Genomic DNA, 25,119 nt, shown 5'->3' with positions numbered 1-25,119 from the left:
GCCCGTAGAAGAATATAGTGTCGTGTCCTCCTTTTATAAAACAAAACAAGGATATGTCCATTATATGAGGACAGAGGAAGTGCGATTGCTATTTCAAAATCGAGAGTGTCGGGAAGCAGGTAGTGGTTTTGAGACGAGAAAAGGCTGATTGATTTGGGATTTGTGATTGTTGGAGCAATTAGTGGGTTTGAGATCAGGAAAAGTGTTGGTGGTTTTGAGATCTGAACAGTACCAGCGAAAAGGCTGATTGATTTGGGATTTGTGATTGTCGGGAGCAGTTAGTGGGTTTGAGATCAGGAGGAAAAGTGTTGGTGGTTTGAGATCTGAACAGTGCGGGAGAAAAGCTAATTGACTTGGGATTTGTGATTGTCAGGAGCAGTTAGTGGTTTTGAGATCAGGAAAAGTGTTGGTGGTTTTGAAATCTGAACCGTACCGGAGAAAAGGCTGATTGACTTGAGATTTTTGGAGTGCCGTGGAGCAGTTGATTAGCTTGAGAATTGTGGAGTGCAAGGGAGCAGTTCGTGAATTTAAAACCAGGAGAACAACGGGAAAAAGAACGGTTTGGGCCCTTACGCCCTCTTGCTGGTCCCAATTAGACTGGATTTGTCTAATGGAAACGAACAAAACTCGATTTTGTCTTTTAAAAGGTGGACACTAGTACCATACCTTTGGTTCATCGTAAACTTCTAGATATAGATAATTGGTGAGTTATAACACCAGATATAGAGGTATCCTCTTTGATTCGAGGGCTGGAGAATATAAGTGCCGTGTCTTTCTTTTGTGGGACAAAATAGAGAAATGTACACTGGAAAAGGACGATTTTCGTATACCCCCCCTCTTTATTCTTATAAAGTAAGCGAAGGGCACATAGAAGTGAGTCGTGCAGGGGTGCCCGGAAATGAACCCTCATTAATAAGCAACTAGTCTCTTCAGAGGGTCCCATTGAAGAGCCAAAAAGGGTCCCCATCGAAGGGACCCTCATTGAAAAAGCAGCCATTCCCCATAGGGGAGGCTGCTTTTTATCGGTTTAATGGGCGTTGCGTTGGGCATATTAGCGCTTCTCGACAAGCTGCTTCACCGAAGACTCGGAGGAAGTCTCTTCTTCCTCGACGATTCCGCGTGTGGAGCTCCGGAACTCGCGGAGCGTGTCCCCGAACGCTCTTCCGAGCTGCGGGAGCTTCGATGGCCCGAAGAGGACGAGGGCGATGGCCAAAATAATGACCAGGCCGGATACACCAATGTTGTTCAGCATAGCATGTACACCTCTTTTCTGGATTAACGTCCTAGCCCCAGATGACTGAACGCTGGACGGATGGCGGCTGTCGTATGGTCAGGACTGCAACCCCGAGTTGCCGGACTACGGAACTGATGCGGTCTCGGATAGACGGAGAGTGCAATTTCCTGGCTGCCAGACGGATTGAACTGCTGCAGTTGCCAGACTTTGGGGCTGTGCAGCTGCTAATGAGCAGGAACTGCAGTAGCCCAGCAACCGGATGGCGGGAATGCAGTGACCTAGCTGCCGGACGGGCTGGACTGCATTTTCCGCCACTGGCGGCCGGATACATAAACGCTGATCTCGAACAGCAGGATGAGCGGAATGGTGACGGACAGGTGCGAGACGAAGTCCGGCGGCGAAATGCAGGAGCCGAGGATCGCCAACCCCAGGTACGCGTATTTGCGCGTCTTTTTCAGCGTATCGGGCGTCAAGATTCCGATTCGGGTCAGGAATAGAATGACCACTGGAAGCTCGAAGGCGATGGCCATCGGGATGACCAGATCGAACAGGAACCCGAAGTACCGGTCAATCCCGTACGTTTCGATCGCCCCGATCGTTTGGTTCATGCGCTTCATGAACTTCAGCATCATCGGAAACACGACGTAATAGCTGAACGACAGCCCAGCCAGAAAAAGCATGAATGCGACCGGAATGAAGGGGAACGCGCTCTTCGCCTCATGCTCTGTGAGCCCCGGCTTCACAAAAGCCCATAGCTGGTACAGCAGGACGGGAACCGTGAACATGAGCGCGAAGATCAGCGCGCATTTCATGTAGATCAGAATGCCGTCCGTAAAGGAAAACACGTTCCAGGCAATCGGCTCCGCCAAAGGCTGAGACTTGAGGTAGAGCAGGATGCCGGGGGCGGCGTACAATCCGGCGGCAAACGTCACGATGAAGCAGATGCCGACGATGATCAGCCGCTTTCGCGCCTCGGCGACATGAACAATCCAGTTGTCTTGATCCATTTGATTCCCTCCGCTTTTTCCTTGCCCCCAGGCGGTGTTTTCGCTTAAACGAGAGATCCGCCCGATTTCAAATACTTCGCAATGCCTTCCGCAGCCCGGTAAGCGAGGGCGCCAACGGTACCCGTCGGGTTATAACCGCTGTTATGCGGGAAGGCGGATGCGCCGACGACAAACACGTTTTCGGCATCCCACATTTGGAGATAGTTGTTGACGACCGAAGTTGAAGGGTCGGATCCCATTATCGCGCCGCCGGTGTTGTGCGTGGATTGATACGGCACGATATTGAACGGCCCCAGCTCTTTGGAGGAGCCGATGGACGAAGGCTTCATTTCCTTCATGATGGCTTCGGTTTTACCTGCCATGAAGGCGATCATCTGCCGGTCCTGCTCCTCAAAGTCGAACGTGATCCGGACCAGCGGTTTGCCGTAAGCATCCTTGTAGGTCGGATCCAGATCGAGATAGTGATGCCTCCAAGGCATGCTCGATCCCTGCGCCGCCACGGTCAAGTAGTTGTTCGCGTATTTCAGCGAGGTCGCTTTAAAGTCTTTGCCCCACGTTGGCGTCCCTTTCGGAACCGAATTGTTCGCGATCGGGCGGAGCCCGGTTTGCGAAATCCGGATGCCGGCACCGTGGATGAAATTCAGATCGCTGTGGTCAAAGTTGTCGCCGTTGAAGTCCGGGATCTCCATGCCAAGCGCGCCAGCTCCGGCAAACAGGTTGAACTGCTGGTCGTCATAAAATCCCGTCGCCGACCCGCCATTCGTTTGGTAAGCGTAGTTTTTGCCCACGACGCCTGTTCCCGTATTCGGATCGTACGGCTTGCCGAGCTTGGACGTCAGCAGCAGCCGGACGTTGTTGAACACGTAGCTCGCCAGAATGACGACGTCTGCCGGCTGCTCATATTCCTGGCCGGTCAACGGGTTGACGTATTTCACGCCGGTGGCTTTTTTTCCGTCATGCAGAATATCCGTCACATTGGCATACTCGCGCAGCTCGAAATGACCCGATTTCTGTGCGACCGGAAGCACGGTCACGACCGGATCGGCCTTGGCGCCGTATTCGCAGCCGAAACGCTCGCAATAGCCGCAGTACTGGCAAGGGGCGCGGGTAATGCCGTCCGGGTTCGTATACTGCTCGGACAGGTTGGCCGACGGCATCATATACGGATGGTAGCCCAGTTTTTTGGTCGCTTCCTCGAACATTTTGATCATCGGCGTCTTGATCATCGGCTTGGTCGGGAACGGTTTGGAGCGCTTGCCGACCATCGGCGTCTGTTCTTGTTCCCCGGAGATGCCTGCGACCTCTTCGAACTTGTAGAAATAGGGCTCCAGCTCGTCGTATGTAATGCCCCAGTCCTGAATGGTCATGCCATCCGGAATTTTTTTCTTCCCATAGCGCTCGATCGTTTTGCTCCGGATCTCGAAATCGTACGGCAGAAACCGGTACGTTTGTCCATTCCAGTGGATGCCTGCGCCTCCGAGGCCTTCCCCGAGCAGGAAGGCGCCGTACTGGCGCATCGGCAGGGCGGTCATTTTCGACGTGTTCCGAAAGGTGATCGTTTCCTTGGACAAATCCTGCATCAGTTCATAGCGCTGGGCGTAACGGAGCTCGTCATGGACCATGTAATAATCCTCGGTGGAACGGGGTTTACCGCGTTCCAGGCCGACGACCTTGATTCCCTGTTTGCTTAATTCAGCGGCGATAATGCCACCGATCCATCCCATCCCGACGATCAATACCGGGACTCTTGGCAATTTCGTAGCCATGGATAACTCTCCTTCTCTGTCAGCATGTAAAAATTAATGTGTGGCCAAATGGTCATGCAGGCTGAGCGGATCTGTTTTTGCAAAAGCGTCCTCACCGACAATTTTGGCATAGGACATCTGGTTGCCCGGATAGTTCCGCATCTTCCAGCCCTCCATGTTGACGTTGCCGCCATAGAGCGGGTCCGCATATACGCCTTCGAGCGTCATATTGCGAAGCAGATCGAAGAAGCTTTTGCCGGTGATGCCGTTAATCACTTCAATGTCACCCTTTTCGAGCGAGGTCAGAATGGCGTCTTTTTCTTCGTCGGCAAGGTCGGTAAACCCCTTTTGGTACTTTTTCTGGCTTGCATTGTCAATGGCGGTAAGCCCGAGCAGGAAGACCTCGTTACGGTTAATGCTCTGATAGTCGCCCTGTGTGGCTTCCCCTTTAACAAAAGGCCCCATGCGGTATTCGCGGGCATTGAAGCCCCAGTGACCGGCTAACTGGTGGTCGATGTAGTAAGCAACACCCAAATCGTTGGCTCCAGGACCGTTATCGTCCTTAGGGAAAATGCGCTCTGTCGCTGCCTGTGTAATTTGCAGCTGGCGCTGGTTGAAGTACATGGTCGCATGGTTATAATCTGCAGCAGGCTGCGTTCCGGTTTGCGGCGATGTCGGCGCATTCGCAGCCGGCTTTTTCTTGTTGAAGCCGCCGGTAATGGCTCCGCCGATCACGCCCCCGACGACCAGACCGCCGATCGCCGTCCCTGAATATTTCAGGAACTGGCGCCTGGACCCGCTTGGTGGTTGTTCCTTTTGTTGTTCTGCCATGGTTGCATTCCTCCTTGAGGGATATGTTCCCCTTTGCTGGGTATATTATGCACATGCCACGCTAAGGCGAAAAAACCGCAAATCCGAGAAATCACGATAATCCGCGTACATGAAAAGCTTATTGCTGGGGCATTGTAGCTGTATTGAGGCAAATTTGAAAAAGTTGAAGGGAGACACCCCCAATGAAAAAATCGATCATTTTCCTGAGCCTGCTGCTTGTTCTTTCCCTGTCCGCCTGCGGTAAAAGCAGCGACAATAACAACAATCAGGGCGCAGCCAATAACAACGCCGGGAATACGGGTGCAACGACCGGTCAAACCGGCGGCAATGCAGCAGCCGGCAACGGGGAAGCGACCTTTAAAGCGAACTGTGTCAGCTGCCACGGCAACAACCTCGAAGGCGCTGTAGGACCGAACCTGCAGAAGGTCGGAGCCAAATACTCCGCGGACGAAATCGCCGGGATCGTATCGAACGGCCGCGGCGGCATGCCGGCTTTCAAAGGCCAACTGTCCGATGCTGACATTCAAGGCGTAGCCCAGTGGTTGGCCGCCAAAAAATAAGCACGCTTCGGCCCAGCCATGCAAAAAGCAGCCATTCCGTCAGGGGGCTGCTTTTTTACTTCGCCGGGAAGACGGCGCTGCATTCGCATGTTCGCTGCAGGCTTCATGCTTGGCGGCTTGTTTATTTTTCGACAAAATCGGGTAATTTTAGTGAAAATTCAACATCAAGAATTTCGATATGGGGGGTTTCGCATGAAAATGGGAAGAATCCTTCTGGCCTGCCTGCTGCTCGCGTCGATGCTGACGGCCTGCGGGAATAACGGGGAGAACGCCGGGAAGGTCAAGCTGGAGTTTTTTCAAAACAAGCCGGAGGCCAAAGGCTCCTTTGATAAGCTGGTGGCCAAGTTCAACGCTTCGCACCCCGGGATTCAGGTCACCCAGGTGAATCCGCCGGATGCCGAAACGGTCTTGAAGACAAGGGTCGTCAAGAACGACATTCCCGACGTCATCGGCATGGGCGCGACCGACACGTATTCGATCCTGGCGCAGAGCGATATTTTCGCCGATCTGACCCAGAGCAAGCTGGTCGAATCCATTGATCCGAACTACATAAAAATGCTCAAGGACGTAACGGGGCTGAGTAAAATTACCGGCATCCCTTACGCAACCAACGCCAACGGCATTATGTACAACAAGGACATCTTCAAGAAGCTGGGGCTGAGCGTTCCGAAAACGTGGGATGAGCTGATTGCGACTGCCCAAAAGGTGAAGGACAGCGGCATCATTCCGTTTTATTTTACATACAAGGACGACTGGCAGACGAACCTGCCGTTTAATGCGCTGGCACCCAACTTGGTCGGCATCGATTTCTTCAAGCAGCGCCGTGAAAATCAGGTGACCTTCCAGGATAAGTTCCGCGAGGTGGCGGAGAAGCAGCTGAAGCTGCTCGATTACGGACATGGGGACAACTTCGGGAAAACATACGCGGACGGCAACCGTGCCTTTGCGCGCGGGGAATCGGCCATGTATATCCAGGGCAGCTGGGCCATTCCGGAAATCCGGAAATCGAACCCGAACGCGAATATCGGCTTCTTCCCGTTCCCGACCGGAAACGCCCCGGACAAGAACAAGCTGATCTCCGGGGTGGACACGCTGCTGACCATCTCCGAGAGCACCAAGCATAAAAAAGAAGCGGAGGAATTCATCGCTTTTCTCCTCGAGCCGGACAACATCGGCCAATACATCAAAGAGCAAACCGCGTTTTCGGCCGTCAAGGGCGTGACGCAGGACGACCCGGCGGTTGCCGAGCTGCAGCCTTATTTCAAGGCGGGCCGAGTCGTCGATTTTGCCGACCACTATATCCCGGCCGCCGTGCAGCTGAACTCGATCGTTCAGGGATTCCTGCAAAACCGGAATATCGACGCCTACCTGAAAACGCTCGATACCGAGTGGGACAAAGTCCAGAGCCGGAAATAACATCATGACTAAAAGAGGAGGATGAAGGGATGTCCAAGCGACTTACGGCGTTTTATTGGATGACCGTGCCGGCGGTCGTACTGTTCTTCGTATTTATGACACTGCCCGCCCTGCAGGGCATTTACTATTCGTTCACGAACTGGAACGGGTTCGGGAAGCATTACGACTTTATCGGGTTCCGCAACTACGCAAACCTCTTTACGGACAGCAACGTGGGGAACGCCTACCTGTTCACCTTCAAGTTCGCCATTGTCGTCACCATTCTGATCAATGTGCTCAGTCTGCTGATCGCCCTTGGCCTGAACGCGCGGATCAAGGCGCGCAACTTCTTCCGCGGCATTTACTTTCTACCGAACATTTTGAGCGTGCTGATCGTCGGTTACATTTTCAACTACCTGTTCTCCAACGTCTTTACGATCTGGGGGCAGAACCTGGGCATCCATGCGTTCTCAACGAACATACTGGGCAACGAAAATCTGGCCTGGATTGGGGTCGTCATCGTGGCGGTATGGCAGGGGATTGCGTTTAATACGATTCTGTATCTGGCGGGACTCCAGACCATCCCGGCTTCGCTGTACGAAGCTTCAAATTTGGACGGGGCCAGCCGCTGGCAGGAATTCTGGAGAATTACCTTTCCGCTCATTTCCCCGTTTTTCACGATCAATATGGTGCTGGCGATGAAAAACTCGCTGATGGTCTTCGACCAGATCGTCGCCTTGACCAATGGCGGGCCCGGCCGGGCGACACAGTCCATTTCGCACCTGATCTACATCGGCGGGTTCCAGGGAGGCGAGTTCGCCTACCAGTCCGCCAACTCGGTCATTTATTTTATCGTCATTGCGATCATCTCCATCCTGCAGCTTAAATTTCTTCAAGGAAGGGAGAGCGATATGTAATGAGAACGAAAACGAACTGGGCCGTCATGATCCTGATTGCCCTGGGGACGCTGCTGATTTTGTTCCCGCTGTACATGACCTTGACCATTGCACTGAAAAATCCCGAGGAGATGACGCGGTCGGTCTTCGCGATTCCGACGACGTTTCACTGGGAAAACTTCTCGAACGCGGTGAAAATGACCAACTTCTTCCGCGCATTCCGCAACAGCGCGCTCGTTACGATCTCCACGGTGGTGCTGACGCTGCTCACCAACTCGCTCGTGGCGTACGCCATCGCCCGGAATATGCACCGGAAGTTCTTCAAAGGGCTGTACTTCTACTTCATCAGCGCTATGTTCATTCCGTTCCCGATCATCATGCTGCCGATCGTCAAGCTGGCGTCGGCGCTGCACATGACCAATCTGGTCGGCCTGACGATTCTGCATACGGTCTATGCGCTGGCCTTTAACGTCTTCGTCTACGTCGGCTACATCCGCTCGATCCCGACGGCGCTGGAAGAGGCCGCCACGGTGGACGGGGCAACGACGTGGGGCACGTTCTGGCGGATCATTTTCCCGCTGATGGCGCCGATCAACGCCACCGTCGGCATCCTGATCTGCCTGTCGACGTACAACGACTTCCTGCTCCCGCTGATCATCATCAGCGACCAGTCGAGCTATACGCTGCCGCTCGTGCAGTACATTTTCCAGGGACAGTTCAACACGGACTACAACCTGGCCTTCGCTTCGTATCTGATGGCGATGCTGCCGATGATCATCATCTACCTATTCGCACAAAAATGGATCATCAACGGCGTGACGCAGGGCGCCGTCAAATAAAGTGTAAAGCGTTTGTTACAAGCCGCTCCCCGGGCAAGCACCGGGGGCGGCTTTTGACGTTCTAGACGATAGCCAGTGCTAGGCGTGCGGTCATCGGGCGTCGGCTGTCCCACAGCTGTTAGCTGCTCGTTCGTGTGCGCTTGCCCTTAGTCCTCCTGCCGCACTTCGGCTTTGACCCGGGGGACTGCAGATTTTTTTCTCCGCTTTAGGTACACGACGAGAACGAGGACCGCAGCAGCCACAAGGATCGCGGCAAGCGAATACTGGGAAATCAAATGCAGGAACTGCTCGATCTTCGAGCCGACCAGTCTGCCGATCATGACATAGACGATGACCCAGGCGAGTCCGCCGATGTAGTTATAGATAAAGAAGGTCCGGACATTGATCCGGAGCACGCCGGACACGTATCCGGTAAAATGCCGGAGTCCAGGCACGAAGTAACAGATCAGAATGAGCTTGGTGCCGTACCGGTCGAACCAGCCGGTAATTTTGGCGATCCGGGCCGGGTTCAGGAGGACGTACTTGCCGTATTTTTCAAAGAAGGGCGTTCCCATACGATACCCGATAATATACGTCACCGTCGTGCCGACGATGGCGCCGATATACGAATACAAAATAATTTGCAGCAGGTGAAAGCTCCCCAGCGTCGACATATGGCCGGAGATGGCCATGGCCAGCTCTCCCGGGAAGGGAATTGCCAACGATTCGGCGAAAAGGCCACCAAACAGCACCATATACCCGTATTGTTCAAACAGATGGATGATCCACTCCATAGTTTCTCTCCTTACCGGCCTTCGCCGCCTGCAGTCAAATCCAACCTGAGGCCGATGCCGTCTCATGCTTTCGTTCATTCTAACGGAGCGGCAGGCCATCCAGAAACTGTCTCTGGACTAGGATCAAACTGGACTTTGGTCTTGGAGATTGCAGAAACTTTGCGAAAATCCCTGAATAATAAGAAAAACGCCTATCTTGCGATATAAGGAGGAGCACTCTCTGGAGCTTATACTTTCATATATCTTCAAATAAAAAGGACACTTCCCCTTCGGTCGAAAGGGAAATGCCCATTTTTAAGGTTTGCGGTTATTTCTTCGTGCCATGCTGCTTGGTCGGAAGCTTTGCGCTGGCTCCTTTGCTGATGCCATCCTTGTGTTTGCGGGCTTTTTCCTGGGTATCGTGGAGCTTCTCCACATACTCGTGCGTGCTGTCCATGGCTGTTCAACCTCCTTGTGTTTGCAGTCGGCATTCCCTGTTACTATGACCACTCCGGGCGGCCTGCATTCATCCTGCGGGAAGAAGGCAGAAGAATAAAAATACCCAGAAACGTTTGACAAAAACCGGTCAGCTGTTAGAATAATAACTAAGTCAGTTAATTGAGAATGAATATCATTATTAATTAGATCGAGAGTGACATATGCTTTTTCGGAATATTTTCATTATTTTCAATGACTGGCCAGACTAAAGAAAGCGTTGGATAGCCATGAAAAACACTTACCTGTGGACGCTGTGGATCCTGCTTATCGTATTCTCAGCCGCTTCTTTGTTTATCGGGGTGAAGGATATTTCCCCGCTGGATCTGTTTCATCTCACAGCCGAACAGAAGCAGGTGCTCTGGATCAGCCGCCTGCCGCGCCTGATCAGCATTATCATTGCCGGCACGAGCATGAGCATTATCGGCCTGATCATGCAGCAGCTGACGAGAAACAAGTTCGTGTCGCCGACGACGGCCGGAACGATGGACTCGGCAAGGTTCGGCATTTTGGTGGCCCTCATGGTGTTTGGTAACGCGGCGCCGCTGGTGAAAATGCTGGTGGCCTTCGTTTTTGCCCTGCTGGGAACGATGATCTTTATGCGGATCCTGGATAAGGTCAAATACAAGGACGCAATTTTCATTCCGCTTGTCGGACTCATGTTCGGCAACATTGTCAGCTCGGTCACGACGTTTTTTGCCTATAAAAACGATCTGATCCAGAACATGTCCTCCTGGCTGCAGGGCGATTTTTCCATGATCCTCAAAGGCCGATACGAGATGCTGTACATCAGCATTCCGCTCCTGATCATCGCCTATCTGTTCGCGAACCGCTTTACAATTGCGGGCATGGGGGAGGAGTTCGCGGTGAACTTGGGGCTTAACTATAAGGCCGTCGTCAATATCGGACTGGTCATCGTCGCCGCTATTTCATCGGTCGTGATTTTAACCGTGGGCATGATTCCTTTTCTGGGCCTGGTCGTTCCGAACATCGTCACGATGTATCTGGGGGATCATCTGAAAAAAAGCCTGCTACATACCGCACTACTGGGAGCTGTGTTCGTTCTGTTCTGCGACATTCTGGGCCGGGTCATCATCTTTCCGTATGAAATCTCCATCGGCGTCACTGTCGGGGTGATTGGCAGCGCGATCTTTATCTATTTACTGCTGAGAAGAAGGGCTTATACATGAGCAAATCCAACCTGACCAAGCTGATCGTTCTAACCGTCATCGCACTTGTCCTGATTGCTGTCTTTATGGTGATCCAGTCCGGGGGCAACTGGGACTATATCCTTCCGCGCAGGGGCAAAAAAGTGCTGGCCATGGTCCTGACCGGCGGAGCGATCGCCTTCTCGACGGTCGTGTTCCAGACGATTACCAACAACCGCATTTTGACGCCGAGTATTATGGGGCTGGATTCCCTTTATATGCTATTTCAGACCTTTATGGTCTACGTTTTCGGCTCAATCAGCCTGACGGCGATGGGCAAAAACGTGAATTTTCTCATATCCGTCGGTATGATGGCCGTGTTCTCGGTGGTGTTCTATAAGCTCCTGTTTAAAAGGGAAGGCCAGAACATTTACTTTCTGCTTCTGCTCGGTCTGATCTTCGGCACATTGTTTCAGAGCCTGTCCTCCTTTATGGAGGTGCTCATCGATCCGAACGAGTTCCAAATCGTCCAGGACAAAATGTTTGCCAGCTTCAACAACGTCAATACGGATCTGCTGCTGGTTTCGGCGGCAGGGATCGTGCTGGTGACCGCCTATTTTATGCGCTATACCAAGTATCTCGATGTTATTGCTATGGGAAGGGATCACGCCGTCAATCTGGGCGTCGATTACGACCGGGTGGTGAAAAGGCTGCTCATTGTTGTGGCGGTGCTCATTTCCATCGCGACGGCGCTCGTCGGGCCGATCACCTTCCTGGGGTTGCTCGTGGCGAACGTGGCCTATCAGCTGATGCGGACCTACCGGCACACGCTGCTGATTCCGGCTGCGGTGCTGATCAGCATCGTCGCCCTTGTAGGCGGGCAGCTGCTGGTGGAGCGGGTGTTTACCTTCTCCACGACGCTGAGCGTCATCATCAATATGGTCGGCGGCGCGTACTTTATCTATCTTTTGCTAAAGGGGAGTAAATCATCGTGATCGAGGTTAAAGGGGTTTCCAAACTGTATGGCGGCAAAACAGTGGTCGACAACGTCTCGGTGAACATCGCCAAAGGGAAAATCACCTCCTTTATCGGTGCCAACGGGGCGGGCAAAAGCACGCTTCTCTCCATGATCAGCCGCCTCATTTCCTGTGACGGCGGTGAAATCCTGATCGAAGGGGAGCGGGTGGACCGCTGCAAGAGCAGCGAACTCGCCAAGAAGATCTCGATTCTGAAGCAGTCCAATCATATTAACGTCCGCTTGACGGTCAAGGAACTGGTAAGCTTCGGGCGGTTCCCATACTCGCAGGGCCGGCTGAAGCCGGAGGACTGGAAATACGTTCAGGAAGCCATCGATTATATGGAGCTCGGCGATCTGCAGGACCAGTACCTGGATCGGCTGAGCGGAGGGCAGCAGCAGCGGGCCTTTATCGCCATGGTTATTGCCCAGAACACCGACTACGTGCTGCTGGATGAACCGCTGAACAACCTGGACATGAAGCACTCGGTGCAGATCATGAAGGTGCTGCGGCGGATGGTGGATGAGCTGGGTAAGACGGTCATTATCGTCATTCATGACATCAATTTTGCCTCCGTCTATTCGGACGACATCGTTGCCCTGAAGAATGGCAGAGTCGTGAAGGAAGGAACGGCGGACGAGATCATCGATACGCCCGTGCTGAAGCAGGTCTACGGGATGGATATCCCCATTGAGAACATTAACAACAACAAAATTTGCGTTTATTTTGCCTGAAGCCGGAGGCCCGGGAGAGGTAAGAGGCAGCTTGTTCGAAAAATAAAGTTCTCCCTGAGTTAAACGGGCCAAGTGAAAAATCATATGCAGTGCTAACCAAGGGAAATTATATGCGTGGACTCATCCCAGCCAGGCGCCGGCGGATAGTTCATCACATAATTTTATACATTTACGGCTTGGTTCAAGCCGAAAACCAAATCAGAATATGGGGTGGATGAAGTTGAATACAAGAAAGATGATGCTGTTCATCATCACGGCCGTATTGGTCGTCGTCCTGGCGGCATGCGGCAATAAAAATACGGCAGAACCCGCGAAAGAGGCGTCTGCTGAACCAACCAACACTTCGGCGGCTTCCGGTTCCGAGGAGCTGACGATTAAACATAAGCTGGGCGAGACAAAGGTCAAAAAAAATCCGCAGAAGGTCGTCGTGTTCGACTTTGGCATTCTGGATACATTGGATAAATTGGGCGTTCAGGTTACCGGGGTTCCGCAGGCGAACATTCCTCCGTACCTGTCCAAGTACGCCGACAAGGATGCATACAGCAACGTGGGGAGCCTGAAAGAGCCGGATTTTGAAAAAATCAACGCACTGAGCCCGGACCTGATTATTATCTCCGGCCGCCAATCCGATGCTTACGAAGAGCTCAGCAAGATCGCGCCGACGGTCTATCTGGGCCTGGATACGACACGGTACATGGAATCGTTTAAGGAGAATATGAACACCGTCGGCCAGATCTTCGGCAAAGAGGACGAGATCAAAACAGAGCTGGACCATGTTGACAAGACGATCGCGGAAATTCACGATAAAGCCGCTGCATCGGGTAAAAACGCCCTGATCGCGCTGGCGAACGAAGGCAAGCTGAGCGCTTACGGCGCGGGCTCCCGCTTCGGACTGATCCACGACGTGCTGGGCTTTACGCCGGTGGATGCAAACATTGAAGCTTCTACGCACGGTCAAAGCGTCACATCCGAATACGTAGCCGAGAAGAATCCGGACTACCTGTTCGTTGTAGACCGCGGCGCGGCTGTGGCCGGAGAAGGCGGAGAATCCGTATCCGCCAAGCAGACGGTGGAGAACGATCTGATCAAAAATACGAAAGCCTTCAAAGAAGGGCATATCGTATATCTCGATCCGAACTACTGGTACCTCTCCGGCGGCGGACTGCTGTCCGTACAGGAGATGGTCAAGGAAGTCGGAGCAAGCATTCAGTAGTTAGGCAAAGAGTACGCGCCCGTTCAAGCGCGTGCCACCAGGAGCTGTCGCGGAGGTCCGTAAGGACGCCGCGGCGGTTTTTTTGCGTTTGGTAGGGTACAGCAGGCGAAGTTTGGGGAGGCAAACAGGGAGAGGCGGGGAATAGGGGACTGGAGGGGACACGCGACTGAAATTGAAATAGATGTACTTGTGCACCTATTTACTCTTACTGCCTTCTCTGTCACCTTATCGCTGCCGTTCCGCCAGCATCAGGAAGTAGGTGACCAGATAAGCGCAAGAGGTAGCGCCAAACCATGCAAATATGCCCGGGGTCATCGCGAGGTACAAACTAATGGGCAGGGACCAAAGAAAAGCGATCAGCACAAGAGCTTTACGGCGAAACCAAGCAGACACGATCGCAAGGGCAGCCGGTACGCACAGCGTAAAGAAGGTGATTTGAAGGGGGCGGGTTTCGAGGCTGGATGAATACGGATTGAAAAAGCCGAGCGTCATCCAAAGCAGGATGGTGGCTGTACCGGCAGTCGTTGCTAGCAGAACCGCCGGGCGTCTGAGTTGACGTATCATCGGTAAAACACCTCTCTTCATAAAGGCCATATTCCACGGCCTGTTCAGCACTGTGAAACCATGGAGGGCCGGGCGAGGCCGACGTTGCTTGGCTGCAGCCTATCAACAGGCAGATGGCATATAACACAACCGGTACCATGACCAATCTGGTTTGAATTTTGATCACGGGTGCACCTCCTAATCATACCTCAAAATCCAACGTCTTTTACTCTTGAACGTTACGCTGCGGTAAAAGTTGGCTTAACAGTATCATTTCATCATACGCCTCCATCCTATTGTGCGGTAAATCGGGAATATGCTTAAATAACAGAAAGGGTTACAAACGGTCGCCAACATGCGCGGTTGAAGAAAGGGGGGAGGATGGTGGCCCAGCTGGATTTTGATCCTAGCGGATATACGGTCAGCTACCAGGAGGAGCGCATTTCGCTGCTTGCCAAAGAGTATGCGCTGCTGCAATTTTTATACAGCCATCGCGGTCAGGCTTTCAGCCGGGAACAGCTGCTGGACCGGGTATGGCCGATGGAATATCCGGTGGAGCGGACGGTGGACGACCACATTTACCGTCTGCGTAAGAAGCTGCGTCCTTGGAGTAACCGGGTCTTTCTGAATACGGTGCGCGGCTATGGCTACAGCCTGACGGTCAAAGAGCCGGATCTCCGCAATCCGTCGATGCAGGATACCGAGCTGCAGGCCCAAATGCGGCAGCTGATGAACAAGTACCTCATGTACGGCCAATGCAAATCGATGATTACGCTGGCGAGCCAGCAGGATCTGCTCGGATTTGAGCTGCCCCCGTCCCACCTGATTTTTATCCGGTATGCGCAGGCGGATATCAACTGGTTTTTAACGGATACCGAATTCCCGCCATCGAGCAAGCTGTATTATTTGCTGCATTTTTACTTGTACTTTTACAATGAGCCGGGAAAATGCCTGGATTACTTCGAGCGAACCATGGCCGCCAACATTGGTCCGGAGGATCATCAGCGGGAGCTGAGGATTTTAAATATTATCGGGCTGTATACCGACAACGGCCGGGCCGAAGAGGATCTGTCCAGGGTTAAGGCGGCATACGAGGCCGTTCGCGAGGCGGGGGGAGATCTGGATATGTTCAACGTCCATATCAAAATGGCGGAGATGTACGTCCACCTGGGTGCAGACAACCTGCCCGAAGCCGAACGCTGCGCAGGCGAAGTTGAACGGATGCTGGAGGAAACCCCGTATTTGCGGGAAATTTGCTTTTATCACGGGCTTAAAGGCCGGATGCTGCTCCGGCAGGGGAAACGCGCCGAGGCCGCGGCAGCCCTGAACTACGGCATAGAGGTCGGAGAGATGACGCACAACGTGCCGTTGATCGTCGGATCGATTCGGGAAACGCTGGTTTATCTGGAGCGCAGCGTGCAGGATCCCCAGCTTCACCGCCAGTTTGCCGCGAAATACGCCGAATATAACCGGATGTATCAACTGGAAGCCAATAAAGCGCCGATCGAAGAAAAAATCGAAAGCATTCTAAATGCTGTCTGATGTTCCTCTGATATTCCTTCGTTACAGTGAGAGTACGCCACATTCTGACTGAACGGAGGAATTTTTCATGTCTACCCTTGTTACCGAGCCGCGGCCATCCGCAAAATCGGTGTGGACCAACCGCATCTATGCCAAAATGTTTACGGCTTACGCCATCTCGTCGTTCGGTGAATGGTTCGACGCTTTTGCGATCCAGGTTCTGGTCGCCTACCGCTGGCAGGCCGATCCCTTAATGATTGCGCTGATCCCGGTCATGATGGCCCTGCCAGGCATCCTTCTCGGATCGCTCGCGGGGGTGGTCGCCGACCGTTGGAAAAAGGTCAACCTGATGCTGATCGCCGATGCGGCCGAGACCGTTCTAACGGTCCTGCTGCTGTTTGCTCCCGGCATGTACTGGCTGCTGCCGCTGCTGGCGCTCCGTGCCGCCATGGGCGTATTCCGCGTCCCGTCCCATCAGGCGCTGACACGCCAGGTGGTCCACGAGGATCAGCTGCTGAAGGCCACTTCCTACAACGGCCTGGTCAACCAGTTCTCCAAAATTGCCGGTCCGCTGCTGGGCGCGGTCGTCCTGACGGTGCTTTCCCCGCAGCTGTGTATTCTGGTGAATGCCGTAACCCGGTTAATCTCCTGCCTGCTGCTGTTTACGCTGCGCCGAATCGAGGCAAATCATACGGCTCCCCAGGCGGACATGAATCCGGGTGAAAATGCCGGTCCGGAGCACAGACCGGGCTTCATCGAGCAATGGAAGCAGGGCTGGGCGGTGCTGCTGCAGCGCCGGATTCTGCTCACCACGCTGATCGTGAATATGACGGTCATCCTCGTTATTCTTATGATCGATTTCCAGTTTCCCACGCTCTATAGAGAGATTGCTCCAAATAACGAATCTCTTCTGGGCTGGATGGTCTCCTCAACCGGCGTGGGTGCCGTAGCCACGATCATGATCTTGAACCGCCGGAACCAGATCGGTTACGGCACAGGAATCGGAGGCGGCATTGTCCTGGTAGGCGCAGCGATCGGGGCGATGGGGCTGCTGAGACCCGGTTCTCCGGAGATCTGGAGCATCGTGCTGGGCCTTGTCATCGGGATCGGCAACGGGCTGTTTATGGTGACGAACAATTACGCGCTGCAAAAGGAGACGCCGGAAGGCATGACCGGACGGATATTCGGTATTCAGAACATGATGTCCAGTACGATTATGATCGCAGCTCCATTGGCCGGTGGTTTGCTGATCAAAGGATTTGGCGTGGGAGAGGTGTTCTGCGTCCTGGGCCTGCTCGTTCTTGCCTTTGGGATCATCTGCCTTCTGCTGCAGCGGGTTCTGTGGCCGGCAGGCAGTAAGAAACACACCCATGAAGAACCCCTGCGGCAGGTTTCCGGGTAGATGGTGCTGCCTTGATCCAGTGCAGGCCGGATAGCTCCCGGACATGAGCACTTCTTCTGCGAGCTCAACGAGGAGCGGCTTGGCAGCCAGACAAACAAAGCCTTAACCAATACAGCCCTGAGCCAATCAACCGGCTCAGGGCTGTTTGTCCTGGCTAAAACTTTCCCCTGCTTATTCTGTCACCGAACTAAACAATGAAGAGGCTTGGATCCCGCACTTTGGTCGGGGACGGCATCGACCAAAGTCCAGGGAAAAGTCTGGACCCCGGATAGAATTCCCGTAACCTCCTTCTCTGTACAATAAGACGTAATCAAAGCCAAAACGTTCGGATGGAGGAGATTATTAATGGAAATGGTCAATGTAAGGAGCGTGGGCGCCCGGCCGGCGTTTCGCTGGTTTGAAGGGGAGAAGTGGCTGGTCCTGACCGCTGTTCTGGGATTTCTGCTGTCCGCCTTTTGTGGAATCTGGACCCTTGTGAACGGAGCGGAAGTAGCCCCTGGGGGCAATGTTCAAAGCGCATTTTCTTTTAACGCTGCGATCGGGATATTTTTGCTGTCCACAGCCCTCATTATCCCATATTCGGGCTTGGGGCGAAGAGGAAGAGCCTTTTACCGCTACCCCTACATCGCGCTCGCACTGTATTCCTATTTTGCCGAAACGGTACAAAACTTCCGGGGGGTCAATCCCCGGTTTGTTAAAGACGGGTCCGCCTTTGACAAGGGAGTGGGCAACATTTTTGCGTCCGTCGCCCTGCTGCTCGTCGTTTTTTATCTGTTCCTGGCCGCGCAGTATTTCCGTCGCAAAGTATACGCGGCTCATCCTGAGCTGGTGACGGGCATCCGTTATGCCATGGTAGCCGTGATGCTGTCTTTTGCAGCGGGAATCTGGATTTCGGTTAACCAAGGCCGGACCGTTGGGCTGCATGGCAACATTATTTGGCTGCATGGCCTGGGCTTCCACGCACTTCAGGCCATCCCGCTCGTCGCCTGGCTGAGTACTCGGACTTCGCTTTCCATTTGGGTACGTCTCCGAATGATCCACCTGACGGGCATTTGCTACGTGCTTGGATTGGTCTTCATCGGATGGCAGACTTTGTTGGGCCATACGGTTCTTGAATGGTCAACGCTCACTGTCGCTGCCGGTTTCTGCTTCCTGCTCTCCTTGGCTGCCGGTGCTTTGATGCTGCGCAACGCGGACGGATTATTGAGAAAAATGCAATGAGTCATTTGTCTTCAGCAGCCAGAGGAGCACCCTTTAGGAATACAGCGCCGCGAGCTTTTCGGCGGTCCGGCCCCATGTGAAAGACTGAAGTACCATGCTGCGTCCGCTGCCGCCCAGGCTGCGCCGCAGCTCTTTGCTTTGGGCCAGTGTGACCAGATATTCCGCAAAACCTTCCGGGCGCCAGTAGTCATCCACCAGGTACCCATTTACCCCGTGCTTAATAATCTCGGGAATGCCGCCGATCTGCGAGGCGATGACCGGAAGCCCGGATGCCATGGCCTCGACGTTAACGAGGCCGAAGGCTTCGTGCCGCTGGGAGGGACAGACAAAGCAGTCGGCCATCCGGTAGATGCTGTGAATTTCGCTGTGGTTTTTGTTGCCGGTCCAGGTGACCGCTACCCTCAGCTTGGCGGCCTCGGCTTTCAGCTTCCGGATATATCCCTCCTTGCTCCGGCCTGCAATCACAAGATGCAGTGGGACCTGCTTGCTTGCGATTTGCGCGGCTTTCAGCAGAACGGGCACGCCTTTTCTCGGGATGATCCGTCCAGTGAACAGCACGGTGAAGACATCCCCGATCCCATACCGGCTGCGGGCCTGCGCCCGCTCAAAATCGGTTGGCGGACGGAACCGGTCGGTGTCGACGCCAAGCTCGACCGTACGTATTTTGTGCGCTTGTGAGGGAAACCGTACGGACAGCTTTTGCTTTAGCGAAGCGCTGTTGGCGACAATCCACCATGCATGCTTCAGGCTCGCGGCAACGAGCCGTGTCGAAGGCACGAAAGTGAGCGAATGCAGAAACAGGGTTACTTTGGACTGGGGAACAGCCCGCTGAATAGCGGCCATATAGTGGGGACGGTTATCCACCTGGATGACGTCGTAAGTTTTCCCATGAATGAATCGAAGCACCGAAGCGAGGTAGACTTTGGAGCTGCCGGAACGGACCCTGACAATGCGGACCCCCTCATCCGTGCTCTCCATAGGCAATCCCGCGGAGGCTCTGCTTAAGACGGTTACCGCATGCTTCTTGGCTAGCTGCCTGGCGATGGATAAAATGCAGATTTCCACCGAGCCGCTGCCGGGAACAGGGAGCCGTTCGGGGGCTACGATCAGTATGTTCAAGCCGCTTTCCTCCCTTACAGCAAAGATGCTGATCCCCGCACCTGCTGCTTCAATTGATCCTTCTATTATTTATGCGTGCCCCCATTAGGGAGTACGGGATGCCAGCCCAGAAACGGAATCTATTGTTCTGCTTGCGGGATGAATGTCCTGTCCAGTCCGCCGTGCCTTGCATACAATAAACAGGTTTTGCAAGCGCGTTACAATCAATTTTGAAGACAGGACAGGAGAGATCGGTGGATGGGGGAGAAGAACCGCACGGCAGTCGTCAGCAAGTGGATTAAAACGAAAGTGCTGCTTGGCAGCAAGGAAGTCCGGCCGTTTATGCTCGATACCCGTAAAATCAGCAAAACCGACCTGAAGGAGATGCTCAAGTCGTACCGTATGGTCTATGTCAAACCGGAAAACGGCACCCACGGCAAAGGGGTGATTCGGGCGGAACAGCTGGAGAACGGAGATTATACGTATCAGGTGGAGACGGTAAAAAAGACCTTCGGCAGCTATGATCCGTTCTATCAATCGCTGCAGAAGCTGACCGGGAAGCGAAGCTACCTGATTCAAAAAGGGATTCATCTCGTAAAGTACCGTAAGCGTCGTTTTGATATCCGGGTGATGGTGCAGCGGCGTCCTGGAGGAGATTGGGAGGCGACCGGTTTGATCGGAAGAGTCGCCCGCGAAGGCAAAATCGTGACCAATTACCACAGCGGGGGCACGCCGATGGATGTCAAAACGCTGCTCGAGGCCCATTTGAATGAGAAAGAGACGGCTAAAGTTATCCAGTCCCTGAACAAGCTCGGAGTGACTACCGCAAAGCATCTGCACAAAAAGTACCCCGGTTTCCGGCAAATCGGCCTCGACATCGGCTTTGACCGGACGTGGACGCCGTGGATCATTGAGGTGAACACGAAGCCTGATCCGTACATTTTTAACCAGCTGAAGGACAAATCCATGTATCGTAAAGTGATGAAGTTCAGACAGGCTTGGAAGTAAGCAGGCATCTGCCGGATGCCGTTCATAAGCATTATATGCGGGGAAGGGCTTGGCTGAAGCGCCAGCCTTCTTTTTTTGAATAATGAGGCACTTATCATTGGTGGCTTCCCCGAATGTTAAAAATGCAGCCATTGTCTTGCAGGTAAGCCTGCGGCAAGGCTGCTTTTTCCGTATTAAGGAGTTTGCCGAACTTCCCGTTCAAAACCGACGATCCAATCGCCCTGGACCGCGGCATACCCCTCATCTCCTTCGGCAACCAAGCCGTACAGATGCTTCACGTCCAAATACTCCTTCCGCTCCCCGTTATCAAATTCCAGGGTGATGTAGTAGTACGTTCTGGAGGAGCCGCTGGAATTGGCAAAGCCGCTGCCGTTATCATGATGGCTGCCGCTGTGATGGCGGATGTCCATCCGTTTGGAAATGACGCGGGCGTACACGGATGACCGAGGCGTACGGGCATTTTTTACATAACGGGCACCATTCATAATGAAGCTGGCAACGATGATGATGAACACGATGCCGAAAATAAAGGGGAAAATTCTAAACATAAAATCGAAGAAGTCAAAGCCTCCTCCGCCAAAGGGCGGTGGCCCGGGAGTCACCATAACGTCATTCTCCTTTCATGATGCCGGTTTGGTGTGCATTCAACCGGACATTGTGTAGAACGCGTAAAACGCAGGAAAGTTGTCGATTATCGGCAAAAAATACGGCGATTGTATGATTCATGGTCCGCTTCCATCTCTATATCTGCTATGCTAGTATTTGGAAATATAAGATGATAGGGGGAGCTGCTATGCCAGAATCAAACCATGAGCCGATCATCTCCATCCAAGGACTCGAAATGAACTATGGGGGAAAGCAGGTTCTGAAGGGCATCAACCTGGATGTGTATAAAGGGCAAATTATCGGATATATCGGCCCGAACGGCGCGGGAAAAAGTACGACGGTCAAAATCATGCTGGGGCTTGTCAAAGGCTACAGCGGCCGGGTTCGCATCTTCGGCAAGGAGATTTCGGACGGAGAGGTAGAGTATAAGGCCAAGATCGGCTATGTTCCGGAGATCGCCGAGATGTACGATAGCTTGACCGCCCAGGAATATCTGACGTTCGTTGGCGAGCTGTACGGTCTTGAGCGGCGGCTTGCCGATCACAAGGCGCAGCGGCTGATGGAGCAGTTTGACTTGGAAGAGGTGTACTTTAACCGGATCTCCTCTTTAAGCAAAGGCATGCGCCAGAAGGTACTGTTAATCTCAAGCCTCCTGCATAATCCTGACATCCTTTTTTTGGATGAGCCGCTCAGCGGACTGGATGCAAACAGCGTTATGGTGGTGAAGGAAATGCTGGCGAGCCTTGCAGCCGAAGGCAAAACGATCTTTTATTCGTCTCATATTATGGAGGTTGTGGAGAAGATCAGCAGCCGGATCGTTTTGCTGAATGAAGGGAACGTTGTCGCCGACGGCAGCTTCGAGCAGCTGCAGGAACAGCTGCATGAAGGAACACTGGAAGAGATTTTTACAGAGCTGACCGGGTATCATGAGCATAAAGATACGGCAGCCCGAATCGTGTCCATTGTAAAAGAGGTACAGCGATGAATGATTTCAAAACGCTGATTCTGCTGGACCGCTGCAAGGGTTTATTCGAAAAGGCAGGGATGGATTATGTGCAGATGCGCCGTATACTACAGGTCAAACTCACGATGGATGGCCGCCGGGCGCCGACACTCATCGGTAAAACTTCCCGATCTGCTGATCCTGATGAGCTGTCGAACCAATTTCTTAAGTCGCTGTGGATCTATGCCGTGATGGGGGCGGTCATGACGCCGTTCGTGGTCATGGGTCACAACCTTATTTTTCAGATGAGCATCGTATTCGGTATCTTGATGTTTATGATCACGACGTCGATGATTTCCGACTTCTCCTCCGTATTGCTGGACGTTCGGGACCATACCATTTTGGGTTCCAAACCGGTGAACGCTAAGACGATCAATATGGCTAAGGCCATTCATATCATGATTTATTTGTTTTTTATTACAGGCTCGATTACGGCCGCACCGCTCGTTGGTGTCCTGTTCCGTTATGGTATCTTGTTCTTTTTGGTATTTGTGCTGGAGATCGTACTGATGGATCTGCTGATCGTCGCGATAACGGCATTGTTGTACTGGCTCGTCCTCCGCTTCTTCGACGGAGAAAAGCTGAAGGACATCATCAATTATGTGCAAATCGGCCTCACGATGGTCATGGCGGTTGGTTATCAGCTCATCGCCAGAGTGTTCAATTTAGTGGATCTGCAGATCGGGTATGAAGCCCAATGGTGGCATGTATTTCTGTTCCCGGTCTGGTTTGCGGCTCCGTTTGAATGGCTGTTCGGTGGACATAGGGGAGAGGCGATCATCGTTTTCAGCCTATTGTCGGTCCTCCTGCCGCTCCTGGCCGTATGGATTTATGTTCGGATGATCCCTTCGTTTGAAGCCAATTTGCGGAAACTGTCCACCCAGACTGCCCGCAAGAAGGGAAGGGGCGGACGGTGGCCGGATGTTCTGGGGCGCTGGATCTGCAGAAGCCGGGAGGAGCAGGTGTTTTTCCGCTTTGCACTCGGCATGATCCGGAAGGAGCGGGATTATAAACTAAAGGTGTACCCTTCGCTGGGACTCTCGCTCATCTTTCCGTTTATTTTCATGTTTAATACGTTTAATTCGGGCAGCAGCTGGGAGGAGATTCGTGCAGGCAACTCTTATTTGTTTATGTATTTCTGTGCCGTGATGATCCCCAGCGCCGTCATGATGCTGCAGTACACCAGCACGCCGAAAGGGGCGTGGATTTTCAATACCGTACCGCTGCGTAATCATGAGCCTGTATATAAAGGCACGCTTAAAGCATGCATTGCTCAGCTTATTTTGCCGATTTTCGTTGTGGAGAGCATGATCTTTACGGTGATATTCGGCGTCAGGATCCTGCCGGATCTGCTGGTCACACTCGTTATGACCCTGCTGTATACCGTGATCAGCTTCCGGCTGATGGGTTTGGAGATGCCATTTACCGAACCCGCTCAGGCAGGAACGCAATCCGGAAGGACCGGCCTGATGCTCCTGCTTTTTTTAATATTGGGGGCCATGGCAGGGCTTCATTTTGCACTCCGTTTCTCGACTTACGGAGTATATGTGCTGATGGCTGTGGCCTTGATCGCCAATATTGCCGCATGGAAACTGGCCTTCCGTAACCTTTAAGCTAAGGGCTGGCATATATTCTGCAAGCGGTCTTCCATCAAGCTGTACATAAAGCGGCTCCGCCAATGCGGCGGAAGGCCGCTTTTTAATGCCCAAAATCGCTATTGACATCCCAATTGAGAACCAATATCATTTAGATATTTAATTGATACTGATTCTCAATATCAATAATAGGTACATAGCAGAGAGGGAGATTGTGTTCATGAAGACATTCCGGTTAAAAAGGGGGCTGTTCGCCCCGTTCATCATGTGCTGCCTCATCGCTTTATTCACTGCAGGCTGCAGTACGGGGGGAGAAGCCAAGGAAGGAGCTGCGGCACAGGCTGGCAGCGGAGATTCAAGCACACCGGCCCAACAGGAAGAGGTGCGCACGATCCAACACTCGATGGGAACCGCCGAGATGAAAGGGACGCCGAAAAACATCGTCGTTCTGGAATGGACGTACGCGGAGGATTTGATTGCACTGGGCATTCAGCCCAAAGGTGTCGCCGACGTGGAAGGGTATAAGAAATACGTGAACGCCCAGCCGGGGCTGTCGGCGGACGTCATCGATGTAGGTACACGGCAGGAGCCCAGTCTGGAGCTGATTACAAGCCTCAAACCGGACCTGATTATCGCGGAAAATTTCCGCGTGAAGGATACATACGAGCAGCTAAAGGCGATTGCGCCGACCGTAGTTTTTGATAACTACTCCAAAGAAGCTTCCCAGGATCAATACGCCACGATGGAAAATTCCTTCCGGACGATTGCCGATATCGTCGGCAAGAAAGAAGAAGGCGAGAAGGTGCTCGCTGACGTGCAGGCCACCTTTGACGATGCCAAAGCGAAGCTGAAGGCCGCGGGCAAAGAACATGTGAAATACGCTTTGATTCAAGGCTTTTCGAATCAGGATGCGGCGGTCATGCTGCTGTACTCGGACAACTCGATTGCTGCAGGCGCGCTGAAGCGTGCGGGCTTCGAGAATGCCTATCAGCCTAATCCCCTTCCGGAGGACGGCTACGCCCAGACGACAGTGGAATCGCTGGTACCTGTACAGGATGCCAATCTGCTGTACGTCGTTCAGGACGATGATAACATTATCGAGAAGCAGATGAAGAACAATGCCGTCTGGAACGGCTTGCATTTCGTCAAGGAACAACAAACGTATTCTCTCGGCGGCGATATGTGGGTATACGGCGGCCCGCTGTCGGCGAAAATCCTGGTCGATAAGACGGTCAGCCTGCTGACGCAATGAAGCCG

Annotated in this window: 24 protein-coding genes; 15 read left to right on the top strand and 9 right to left on the bottom strand. The window is 53.1% G+C overall.

What is annotated here, in order from left to right:
• Nucleotides 1-1,051: 1,051 nt before the first annotated feature.
• The 4 genes from K2F33_RS05275 to K2F33_RS05260 form a co-directional block, all read right to left on the bottom strand.
• The gene (locus tag K2F33_RS05275; RefSeq protein ID WP_076172013.1) at nt 1,052-1,252 is read right to left on the bottom strand and encodes a twin-arginine translocase TatA/TatE family subunit; all 201 of its coding nucleotides are present in this window, start codon (nt 1,250-1,252) and stop codon (nt 1,052-1,054) included.
• Between the two features lie 260 nt (nt 1,253-1,512).
• Nucleotides 1,513-2,241, bottom strand: coding sequence for a twin-arginine translocase subunit TatC (gene tatC, locus K2F33_RS05270; RefSeq protein WP_089549631.1), 729 nt, complete (start codon nt 2,239-2,241; stop codon nt 1,513-1,515).
• A gap of 44 nt (nt 2,242-2,285) precedes the next feature.
• Complete coding sequence (locus K2F33_RS05265) at nt 2,286-4,007, bottom strand: GMC family oxidoreductase (RefSeq protein WP_076172008.1); 1,722 nt, start codon at nt 4,005-4,007, stop codon at nt 2,286-2,288.
• 33 nt (nt 4,008-4,040) lie between these two features.
• A complete protein-coding gene (locus tag K2F33_RS05260; protein WP_076172005.1) occupies nt 4,041-4,817 on the bottom strand; it encodes a gluconate 2-dehydrogenase subunit 3 family protein in 777 nt (258 codons plus the stop codon).
• Nucleotides 4,818-4,999: 182 nt separating this feature from the next.
• On the opposite strand from K2F33_RS05260, the gene K2F33_RS05255 reads away from it, so the two are divergent.
• The 4 genes from K2F33_RS05255 to K2F33_RS05240 all read left to right on the top strand — a co-directional run bounded on the left by K2F33_RS05255 (nt 5,000) and on the right by K2F33_RS05240 (nt 8,507).
• A complete protein-coding gene (locus K2F33_RS05255; protein ID WP_076172002.1) occupies nt 5,000-5,377 on the top strand; it encodes a c-type cytochrome in 378 nt (125 codons plus the stop codon).
• 192 nt (nt 5,378-5,569) lie between these two features.
• Complete coding sequence (locus K2F33_RS05250) at nt 5,570-6,793, top strand: ABC transporter substrate-binding protein (protein WP_263881173.1); 1,224 nt, start codon at nt 5,570-5,572, stop codon at nt 6,791-6,793.
• A gap of 29 nt (nt 6,794-6,822) precedes the next feature.
• The gene (locus K2F33_RS05245; protein ID WP_089549634.1) at nt 6,823-7,689 is read left to right on the top strand and encodes a carbohydrate ABC transporter permease; all 867 of its coding nucleotides are present in this window, start codon (nt 6,823-6,825) and stop codon (nt 7,687-7,689) included.
• Nucleotides 7,689-8,507 (top strand): carbohydrate ABC transporter permease, encoded by an 819-nt coding sequence (locus K2F33_RS05240; RefSeq protein WP_089549635.1) that lies wholly within the window; start codon nt 7,689-7,691, stop codon nt 8,505-8,507. Before K2F33_RS05245 ends, K2F33_RS05240 begins: the two co-directional genes overlap by 1 nt.
• A 146-nt stretch (nt 8,508-8,653) precedes the next feature.
• On the opposite strand, the gene K2F33_RS05235 is transcribed toward K2F33_RS05240, so the two are convergent.
• Both K2F33_RS05235 and K2F33_RS05230 read right to left on the bottom strand, forming a co-directional pair.
• Entirely contained in the window at nt 8,654-9,280 is a 627-nt protein-coding gene (locus tag K2F33_RS05235) for a DedA family protein (RefSeq protein ID WP_076171991.1), read from the bottom strand.
• 307 nt (nt 9,281-9,587) lie between these two features.
• Entirely contained in the window at nt 9,588-9,716 is a 129-nt protein-coding gene (locus K2F33_RS05230) for a DUF4023 family protein (protein WP_076171988.1), read from the bottom strand.
• Between the two features lie 268 nt (nt 9,717-9,984).
• On the opposite strand from K2F33_RS05230, the gene K2F33_RS05225 reads away from it, so the two are divergent.
• The 4 genes from K2F33_RS05225 to K2F33_RS05210 all read left to right on the top strand — a co-directional run bounded on the left by K2F33_RS05225 (nt 9,985) and on the right by K2F33_RS05210 (nt 13,865).
• The gene (locus K2F33_RS05225; protein WP_089549636.1) at nt 9,985-10,944 is read left to right on the top strand and encodes an ABC transporter permease; all 960 of its coding nucleotides are present in this window, start codon (nt 9,985-9,987) and stop codon (nt 10,942-10,944) included.
• Complete coding sequence (locus K2F33_RS05220) at nt 10,941-11,897, top strand: iron chelate uptake ABC transporter family permease subunit (protein WP_076171982.1); 957 nt, start codon at nt 10,941-10,943, stop codon at nt 11,895-11,897. Before K2F33_RS05225 ends, K2F33_RS05220 begins: the two co-directional genes overlap by 4 nt.
• Nucleotides 11,894-12,652 carry an iron ABC transporter ATP-binding protein gene (locus K2F33_RS05215; RefSeq protein ID WP_089549638.1) on the top strand — a complete coding sequence of 253 codons (759 nt, stop codon included), beginning with the start codon at nt 11,894-11,896 and terminating at the stop codon, nt 12,650-12,652. Before K2F33_RS05220 ends, K2F33_RS05215 begins: the two co-directional genes overlap by 4 nt.
• Nucleotides 12,653-12,887: 235 nt before the next feature.
• Nucleotides 12,888-13,865 carry a siderophore ABC transporter substrate-binding protein gene (locus K2F33_RS05210; RefSeq protein WP_244879487.1) on the top strand — a complete coding sequence of 326 codons (978 nt, stop codon included), beginning with the start codon at nt 12,888-12,890 and terminating at the stop codon, nt 13,863-13,865.
• Nucleotides 13,866-14,090: 225 nt separating this feature from the next.
• Here K2F33_RS05210 and K2F33_RS05205 read toward each other — a convergent pair whose 3' ends face one another.
• Complete coding sequence (locus K2F33_RS05205) at nt 14,091-14,429, bottom strand: hypothetical protein (protein ID WP_263881172.1); 339 nt, start codon at nt 14,427-14,429, stop codon at nt 14,091-14,093.
• A 360-nt stretch (nt 14,430-14,789) separates the two neighbouring features.
• Between K2F33_RS05205 and K2F33_RS05200 the strand changes: the two genes are divergently transcribed.
• The 3 genes from K2F33_RS05200 (at nt 14,790) to K2F33_RS05190 (ending at nt 18,552) form a co-directional block, all read left to right on the top strand.
• The gene (locus K2F33_RS05200; protein WP_263881171.1) at nt 14,790-15,950 is read left to right on the top strand and encodes a winged helix-turn-helix domain-containing protein; all 1,161 of its coding nucleotides are present in this window, start codon (nt 14,790-14,792) and stop codon (nt 15,948-15,950) included.
• 67 nt (nt 15,951-16,017) lie between these two features.
• The gene (locus tag K2F33_RS05195; RefSeq protein WP_263881170.1) at nt 16,018-17,331 is read left to right on the top strand and encodes an MFS transporter; all 1,314 of its coding nucleotides are present in this window, start codon (nt 16,018-16,020) and stop codon (nt 17,329-17,331) included.
• A 345-nt stretch (nt 17,332-17,676) separates the two neighbouring features.
• The gene (locus tag K2F33_RS05190) at nt 17,677-18,552 is read left to right on the top strand and encodes a hypothetical protein (RefSeq protein ID WP_263881169.1); all 876 of its coding nucleotides are present in this window, start codon (nt 17,677-17,679) and stop codon (nt 18,550-18,552) included.
• Between the two features lie 33 nt (nt 18,553-18,585).
• Here K2F33_RS05190 and K2F33_RS05185 read toward each other — a convergent pair whose 3' ends face one another.
• The gene (locus tag K2F33_RS05185) at nt 18,586-19,671 is read right to left on the bottom strand and encodes a glycosyltransferase family 4 protein (protein ID WP_089549643.1); all 1,086 of its coding nucleotides are present in this window, start codon (nt 19,669-19,671) and stop codon (nt 18,586-18,588) included.
• Between the two features lie 237 nt (nt 19,672-19,908).
• Between K2F33_RS05185 and K2F33_RS05180 the strand changes: the two genes are divergently transcribed.
• A complete protein-coding gene (locus tag K2F33_RS05180; RefSeq protein ID WP_263881168.1) occupies nt 19,909-20,658 on the top strand; it encodes a YheC/YheD family protein in 750 nt (249 codons plus the stop codon).
• Between the two features lie 173 nt (nt 20,659-20,831).
• Here the strand turns inward: K2F33_RS05180 and K2F33_RS05175 are convergent, their stop codons facing one another.
• Complete coding sequence (locus K2F33_RS05175; RefSeq protein ID WP_263881166.1) at nt 20,832-21,263, bottom strand: DUF2500 domain-containing protein; 432 nt, start codon at nt 21,261-21,263, stop codon at nt 20,832-20,834.
• Nucleotides 21,264-21,451: 188 nt separating this feature from the next.
• Between K2F33_RS05175 and K2F33_RS05170 the strand changes: the two genes are divergently transcribed.
• The 3 genes from K2F33_RS05170 (at nt 21,452) to K2F33_RS05160 (ending at nt 25,114) form a co-directional block, all read left to right on the top strand.
• Nucleotides 21,452-22,249, top strand: coding sequence for an ABC transporter ATP-binding protein (locus K2F33_RS05170; protein ID WP_263881165.1), 798 nt, complete (start codon nt 21,452-21,454; stop codon nt 22,247-22,249).
• A complete protein-coding gene (locus K2F33_RS05165) occupies nt 22,246-23,880 on the top strand; it encodes a hypothetical protein (protein ID WP_263881164.1) in 1,635 nt (544 codons plus the stop codon). Before K2F33_RS05170 ends, K2F33_RS05165 begins: the two co-directional genes overlap by 4 nt.
• A 202-nt stretch (nt 23,881-24,082) precedes the next feature.
• Complete coding sequence (locus K2F33_RS05160) at nt 24,083-25,114, top strand: ABC transporter substrate-binding protein (RefSeq protein WP_076171951.1); 1,032 nt, start codon at nt 24,083-24,085, stop codon at nt 25,112-25,114.
• The last annotated feature ends 5 nt before the right edge of the window (nt 25,115-25,119 follow it).

This window comes from Paenibacillus sp. PSB04 (assembly GCF_025809195.1).
Taxonomy (GTDB): Bacteria; Bacillota; Bacilli; order Paenibacillales; family Paenibacillaceae; genus Paenibacillus_AQ; species Paenibacillus_AQ favisporus.
This window is presented reverse-complemented; position numbering and strand designations above follow the sequence as displayed.

Excerpts from the sequence above, each read along its gene's own strand:
- K2F33_RS05170 (WP_263881165.1), top strand. The coding sequence starts at position 21,452 with ATGCCAGAATCAAACCATGAGCCGATCATCTCCATCCAAGGACTCGAA.
- K2F33_RS05200 (WP_263881171.1), top strand. The coding sequence starts at position 14,790 with ATGGTGGCCCAGCTGGATTTTGATCCTAGCGGATATACGGTCAGCTAC.
- K2F33_RS05210 (WP_244879487.1), top strand. The coding sequence starts at position 12,888 with ATGATGCTGTTCATCATCACGGCCGTATTGGTCGTCGTCCTGGCGGCA.
- K2F33_RS05235 (WP_076171991.1), bottom strand. The coding sequence starts at position 9,280 with ATGGAGTGGATCATCCATCTGTTTGAACAATACGGGTATATGGTGCTG.
- K2F33_RS05230 (WP_076171988.1), bottom strand. The coding sequence starts at position 9,716 with ATGGACAGCACGCACGAGTATGTGGAGAAGCTCCACGATACCCAGGAA.
- K2F33_RS05175 (WP_263881166.1), bottom strand. The coding sequence starts at position 21,263 with ATGGTGACTCCCGGGCCACCGCCCTTTGGCGGAGGAGGCTTTGACTTC.
- K2F33_RS05225 (WP_089549636.1), top strand. The coding sequence starts at position 9,985 with ATGAAAAACACTTACCTGTGGACGCTGTGGATCCTGCTTATCGTATTC.
- K2F33_RS05240 (WP_089549635.1), top strand. The coding sequence starts at position 7,689 with ATGAGAACGAAAACGAACTGGGCCGTCATGATCCTGATTGCCCTGGGG.
- K2F33_RS05160 (WP_076171951.1), top strand. The coding sequence starts at position 24,083 with ATGAAGACATTCCGGTTAAAAAGGGGGCTGTTCGCCCCGTTCATCATG.
- tatC (WP_089549631.1), bottom strand. The coding sequence starts at position 2,241 with ATGGATCAAGACAACTGGATTGTTCATGTCGCCGAGGCGCGAAAGCGG.
- K2F33_RS05245 (WP_089549634.1), top strand. The coding sequence starts at position 6,823 with ATGTCCAAGCGACTTACGGCGTTTTATTGGATGACCGTGCCGGCGGTC.
- K2F33_RS05220 (WP_076171982.1), top strand. The coding sequence starts at position 10,941 with ATGAGCAAATCCAACCTGACCAAGCTGATCGTTCTAACCGTCATCGCA.
- K2F33_RS05195 (WP_263881170.1), top strand. The coding sequence starts at position 16,018 with ATGTCTACCCTTGTTACCGAGCCGCGGCCATCCGCAAAATCGGTGTGG.
- K2F33_RS05180 (WP_263881168.1), top strand. The coding sequence starts at position 19,909 with ATGGGGGAGAAGAACCGCACGGCAGTCGTCAGCAAGTGGATTAAAACG.
- K2F33_RS05255 (WP_076172002.1), top strand. The coding sequence starts at position 5,000 with ATGAAAAAATCGATCATTTTCCTGAGCCTGCTGCTTGTTCTTTCCCTG.
- K2F33_RS05205 (WP_263881172.1), bottom strand. The coding sequence starts at position 14,429 with ATGATACGTCAACTCAGACGCCCGGCGGTTCTGCTAGCAACGACTGCC.
- K2F33_RS05265 (WP_076172008.1), bottom strand. The coding sequence starts at position 4,007 with ATGGCTACGAAATTGCCAAGAGTCCCGGTATTGATCGTCGGGATGGGA.
- K2F33_RS05165 (WP_263881164.1), top strand. The coding sequence starts at position 22,246 with ATGAATGATTTCAAAACGCTGATTCTGCTGGACCGCTGCAAGGGTTTA.
- K2F33_RS05190 (WP_263881169.1), top strand. The coding sequence starts at position 17,677 with ATGGAAATGGTCAATGTAAGGAGCGTGGGCGCCCGGCCGGCGTTTCGC.
- K2F33_RS05275 (WP_076172013.1), bottom strand. The coding sequence starts at position 1,252 with ATGCTGAACAACATTGGTGTATCCGGCCTGGTCATTATTTTGGCCATC.
- K2F33_RS05260 (WP_076172005.1), bottom strand. The coding sequence starts at position 4,817 with ATGGCAGAACAACAAAAGGAACAACCACCAAGCGGGTCCAGGCGCCAG.
- K2F33_RS05250 (WP_263881173.1), top strand. The coding sequence starts at position 5,570 with ATGAAAATGGGAAGAATCCTTCTGGCCTGCCTGCTGCTCGCGTCGATG.